This window comes from Frankia sp. AgKG'84/4 (assembly GCF_023242965.2).
GTDB lineage: Bacteria > Actinomycetota > Actinomycetes > Frankiales > Frankiaceae > Frankia.
Window position 1 is genome coordinate 1 of sequence record NZ_JALKFU020000373.1, and the last position, 5,222, is coordinate 5,222.

Annotated in this window: 4 protein-coding genes and 1 pseudogene; 3 read left to right on the top strand and 2 right to left on the bottom strand. The window is 75.0% G+C overall.

Annotation, left to right across the window (positions count from 1 at the left end; all coding sequences use genetic code 11):
- Nucleotides 1-691: pseudogene (locus MXD58_RS19295) on the bottom strand (ATP-binding protein); the annotation flags it as partial.
- Nucleotides 692-736: 45 nt separating this feature from the next.
- Nucleotides 737-1,882, bottom strand: coding sequence for a Rieske 2Fe-2S domain-containing protein (locus MXD58_RS19300; RefSeq protein ID WP_248839094.1), 1,146 nt, complete (start codon nt 1,880-1,882; stop codon nt 737-739).
- A 320-nt stretch (nt 1,883-2,202) separates the two neighbouring features.
- Between MXD58_RS19300 and MXD58_RS19305 the strand changes: the two genes are divergently transcribed.
- From MXD58_RS19305 to pucD, 3 genes are all read left to right on the top strand, one after another.
- Nucleotides 2,203-3,099 carry an FAD binding domain-containing protein gene (locus tag MXD58_RS19305; protein WP_248839095.1) on the top strand — a complete coding sequence of 299 codons (897 nt, stop codon included), beginning with the start codon at nt 2,203-2,205 and terminating at the stop codon, nt 3,097-3,099.
- Nucleotides 3,096-3,620 carry a (2Fe-2S)-binding protein gene (locus tag MXD58_RS19310; RefSeq protein ID WP_248839096.1) on the top strand — a complete coding sequence of 175 codons (525 nt, stop codon included), beginning with the start codon at nt 3,096-3,098 and terminating at the stop codon, nt 3,618-3,620. Before MXD58_RS19305 ends, MXD58_RS19310 begins: the two co-directional genes overlap by 4 nt.
- A gap of 3 nt (nt 3,621-3,623) precedes the next feature.
- The coding region (gene pucD / locus MXD58_RS19315) for a xanthine dehydrogenase subunit D (RefSeq protein ID WP_250609681.1) at nt 3,624-5,222 on the top strand (1,599 nt) is incomplete at its 3' end.

The window sequence follows — 5,222 nt, forward strand, 5'->3', positions numbered from 1 at the left end:
TCCTTGTGGGCGAACTCGTAGCCGGTACCGACGACCTCCATGCCAAGGTCCTCGTACGCGCCGATGGTGTGGCGGGGCGCGTCCCGGTACCCGGGCGAGCCGGGTTGCTGACCTCGACCGCTCCCTCGCGCCAGCGGACATGGACCACACCTGGCACCGCGTAGTCCCGATGGACCAGGGCGTTGGTCAGCAGCTCCCGGAACGCCTGCTCCGACCAGGTGGGCACGGCCACCCGGACCAGCTCGTAACGGACCGTCTGGCTGCCGTTGCGCGCACGGAAGCGGGCCAGCAGTTCCTCGGCCAGGCGGAACAGCGGCCAGTGGAAGAAGTCGCTCGCCTGCGCGCCGGCGCCGCTCAGGACCTGCATCGACGCCTCATGGTGCGGCACGAACCAGCGGATCGCCGCCGGGCGGCCGAACAGCAGCAGCGCCTCCGGCAGCAACGCGACGGGCCGATCGGCCCCGGCCCCGTCGCCGGCCGCGTCACCGGCATCCTCCGCGACCCCGCTCCCCGCGTCGCCCAGTCGGACCACGCCCAGGGCGTGGGCGAGCTCGCGGTCCGTCAACGCGGTCAATGTCGCGTCCGCCCGCCGGCCCAGCGCGCTGACCAGCCGCCGGAACCGCGCGAACTCCCGCGGGTCGAGATCCGCCCATCCCGCCCCGTCGATGACCGGGCCTTCCCGTCGCGCCATGTTTCACGCCTCCCGGCCGCGTCCCGATCTCCATGGTAGGAGCGCTTACGGGCTCGTGACCACGGCCGACGCGTCGGGGACTGTCGGATATCCTGCGTCACCCGATGCCGCATCGCGCACCCTGTCGACGAGGGCCGCGAGGGCTCGCCGCAGCGCGACACCGGCAGCGTCGGCGCGGATGCTGACCTCCTCGCCAGGCTGGGGCTCGGCGCCGGTGTGCGACTCGGCGCCGGTGTGCGACTCCGCGCCGGTGTGGGACTCGCTGCCGGGCAGGGGCAGGCCGTCGAGGCCGAAGCGTTCCTGCAGGGCGAGGTCCTCGTCCAGAACGGCCTGCTCGAACCGGGCGGCCTGCGCGATTCGCGTCTCGTCCCCGCCGAGGTCGTCGCGCAGCAGGCGGGTGTAGATCCGGGTGGACCGATCGTCCTCCGGCTGCAGGCAGAACAGGATCGTGTTCGTGGCGGCGGCGTCGGGATACTCCAGTCGCAGCCGGAGCATGAACGGCGGCTGGTACCAGTAGGTCGACCAGCGGCGCTGGATCAGCGGATGCTCCCCCGTCGAGACCAGGGGATCCTCCGGATTGGCCACCTCCTGCTCCATCCGGACCGTGAAGCCGGCGCCGTCCGGCGTGACCCGGTAGGGCGGTACGACGGTGTCCTCACCGGCGCCGATCGTGGCGGCGTGCACGAACGGGAAGTGCGCGGTGTCGAGGAAGTTGTCGGCGAGCAGCCCGGCGGGGGCCGAGGACCGCACCGGGGTGAGCCAGACGGAGTCGAACTCGCCCTGGTCGGCCTCGGGCAGTTCGATGAGGTCGGCGACGGGTTCCGCCGGGGCGAGCCAGACCAGCCCGTGCCGTTCGGTGACCCCCCACGCGGCGACCGCCCTGGCCCGTCTGGGGGCGGGCACTGCGGCACCGAGAGCGGGCACCGCCGTGCACTCACCGGAGGCGACGAACCGCCAGCCGTGATAGGCGCAGACGATCTCCTGGCCGTCGACCCGGCCCGCGGACAGCGGCGCCAGCCGGTGCGGGCAGCGGTCGGCGAAGGCGGCCAGCGCTCCGTCCAACCGGGCCAGGGCCCACGGCTGGCCAAGGAGGCGGACGGCCACCGGCTCGTCGCGCACCTCCTCCGAGCGGGCCACCGGATGCCAGCCGTGACGCAGCGCGGAGGTCGTGTTGCGCAGGCGACGTGGCATACCTCGGAGCACCTCTGTTCGGTCGCAGGCCAGCGCCACCGCTGGCCGGCGCACCGGGCGTCAGCACCGCGGGGCGGGAAAACCTATTGTCAGCCTGTGCTCGGGCCGCCGCGACCGGATGCCCCGGCCCGGCCCCGAGCCGACGCGGGCGCCGGGGCGGCGAGCCCGGTGCGCGCGGACTCGCGTGGCCTGGGCCGCTGGCCCGATCAGGCGGGATCACGCGGCGACCGCCTCGTCGAACATCAACGTAACTTTCCGCCTCTAGGGTCGGTTGCCATGCAGCGTTCGTCCGCCCGGCGCCGGTTCGCGGGAGGCTCTCGTTGACGGTGGCCGGGGGCGCCGCGTCGCGGATGTTTCGGCCGCGGGGTGTCGGTGAGGCGGTGGAGATGCTGGCCGTGGCGCGGGAGTCCGGCGATGTGGTCGCCCTGCTCTCCGGCGGGACGGACCTGGTGCCCGCGCTGCGCTCCGGCGAGCGGGTCGCGGACGCGGTCGTCGCGCTGCGCCGGGTGCTCGAACTGCGCGTGCGCGGCGCCGGCGCCGACAGCCTGACGATCGGCGCGGGGGTGACCTATACGGACCTGGTGGGCTGGTCCCTGGCGCCTGGGCTGGCCCGCGCCGCCCGGGTCGTCGGATCCGCGCAGATCCGCAACACCGGCACCGTCGGCGGGGCGCTCGGCTCGGCACGGCCGGCCGGGGACCTGCTGACCTATCTGACCGCCGCCGACGCCGAGGTCCTCACCGCGTCACCACGCGGCCTGCGGCGGCGGCCGCTGGAGCGCTTCCTCGCCGACCCCCTCGCGGCGGACAGCCTGATCACCGCGGTGCGACTGGCCCGGCCGGGGGGTCCACAGGTCTACGTCAAGATCGGTGGCCGGCAGGCCGCCTACCCTGCCATCGTGTCCTGTGCCCTGGTGGTGGATCGGGTGCGCCACCGCGTCGCCTGCGCGATAGGCGGAGTGGGGCACCTGCCGGCCCGGATGGGCGGGGCTGAGAGCTACGCGGTCGGCGAGGTCGACTGGACCACCGGGACGATCCCCGCGCCGGCCGTCCGGCGCTTCGGTGACCTGGTCGTCGAGGCGGTCGCCGGCATCGGCCCGGCGCTGCCGGTCCGGCCGGGGGAGTCGGCGGACTATCGCTGGCACGCGGCCGGTGTGCTCGCCGGGCGGGCGCTGGCCCGCTGCCTGCACCCGCGCACCGATCGGGACGGCGCGTCGTGACGGCCGCCGGGGAGAGCTACCAGCTGAACATCGACGGCTTCACGCGGGCGGTGGTCGGCGCCGGGCTGGGCGACTCGCTGCTCACCGTGCTGCGGGACACCCTCGGGGTCACGTCGGTGAAGGACGCGTGCGAACAGGGCAGGTGCGGGGCCTGCTCGGTGCTGCTCGACGGCCGGCTCGCCGCGTCGTGCACGGTGCTCGCGGCCGATGCCGACGGCGCCCGGGTGGTCACCGTCGCCGGGCTCGGCGCGGTGGGGCTGGCCCGGGCGGTGCGGGCGATGTTCCTCGCCGAGGGCGCGGTGCAGTGCGGCTTCTGCACTCCCGGGTTCGTCGTCGCGGTGACTGATCTGCTCACCCGGCGGCCGGACGCGGACGACGAGGAGATCCGCGAAGCACTGGCCGGCAACATCTGTCGGTGCACCGGTTACGGGCGCATCCTCGCCGCGATCCGGGCCGTGCAGCGCGAACGGGGCATGCTCCCCGCGCGCCGGGAGCCCCCCACCCATCCGGTCGGGGGGTGAGGGGTGCGGCACGGTATCGGCCAGTCGGTGCGTCGCCCGGACGGGCCAGACAAGGTCAACGGCGTTTTCCCGTATGCCGGGGACCTGCGCGTGCCGGGCATGCTGCACGGACGGACCCTGCGTTCGCCGCACCCGCGGGCCCGCATCGCGCGGATCGACACCGCTGCGGCCCGTCGGCTGGCTGGCGTCGCCGCCGTGGTGACAGCGGCCGACGTCCCCGGCGTGGCCACCTACGGGCTGATCGTCGCCGACCAGCCGGTCTTCGCGGCGACCGAGACGCGTTACGCCGGCGAGCCCGTCGCCGCGGTCGCCGCCGTCGACGCGGCGACCGCCCGCCGCGCGCTCGCGGCCATCGAGGTGGACTACGAACCGCTGCGCGCCGGGACCGACCCGGAGCGCGTCCTCGACCCGGGGGCCGAGGCGCTGCACCCCGCCGGCAACCTCTACCGTGAGATCGACATCCACCACGGCGGAGCCTGGGCCGACGGGCCGGTCGCCGTCGAGGACACCTACCGCGTCGGCATGCAGGACCAGGCCTTCCTGGCCCCGGAGTCGGCGCTGGTCACCCCGGTCGCGGACGGCGGCGTCGACCTGAGGGTCGCCACCCAGTGGCTGCACTCGGACCGTGAGCAGGTCGCCGCCTGCCTGGGGCTGCCCGAGGAACTGGTCCGCCTCACCCTGGCCGGGGTGGGGGGTGCGTTCGGGGGACGTGAGGACATCACCCTGCAGATCCACGGCGCGCTGCTGGCCCGGGCGGCCCACGCGCCCGTCCGCATCGCCTACGACCGGGTCGAGTCCTTCCTGGGCCATCCCCACCGCCACCCCGCCCGGATGTGGTTCCGCCACACCGCCACCCGTCAGGGCGAGCTGGTCAGCGTGCGCGCCCGGCTGATCTTCGACGGCGGCGCGTACGCGTCGTCCTCCCCGGCGGTGCTCGCGAACGCGGTGACCCACGCCGCCGGGCCTTACCGGGTCGCCCACGCCCGACTGCACGGGGTCGCCGTCCGCACCAACAACCCGCCCTGCGGGGCCATGCGCGGATTCGGCGTCCCCCAGGTAAGCATCGGCCACGAGGCCCAGCTGGACCGGTTGGCTGACGCGCTCGGCCTGGACCCCGTCGACCTGCGGGTCCGTAACGCCCTGCGACCGGGAGATGTGCTGCCGACCGGCCAGGTGCTCGGTGGTCCACTGCCCGCCCGCGAACTCATCCAGCTGGTGGCGGCCCGCCCACTACCCCCGCCGCCGGCACCCGGCAGCGAGCTGTCGCTGCCGGGCGGCCTGCCGGCCGGCGCCGACGCCCGCCGGGTCCGCCGGGGAGTCGGCTACGCCCTGGGCTACAAGAACCTGCTGTTCTCCGAGGGGTTCGACGACTCCGCGATGGCGCGCGTGCGCCTCGACCTCGACGAGGACGGCACGCCACGGGTGCGGGTGCACAGCGCCTGCGCGGAGGTCGGCCAGGGATTCGTCACCGTCGCCGGGCAGATCGCCCGCACCGAGCTCGGCGTCGAACGCGTCGTGCTGGCGCCCGCGGACACCGCCGTCGGCAGCGCCGGCTCGACCAGCGCGTCCCGCCAGACGTGGATGAGCGGCGGCGCGGTGCGC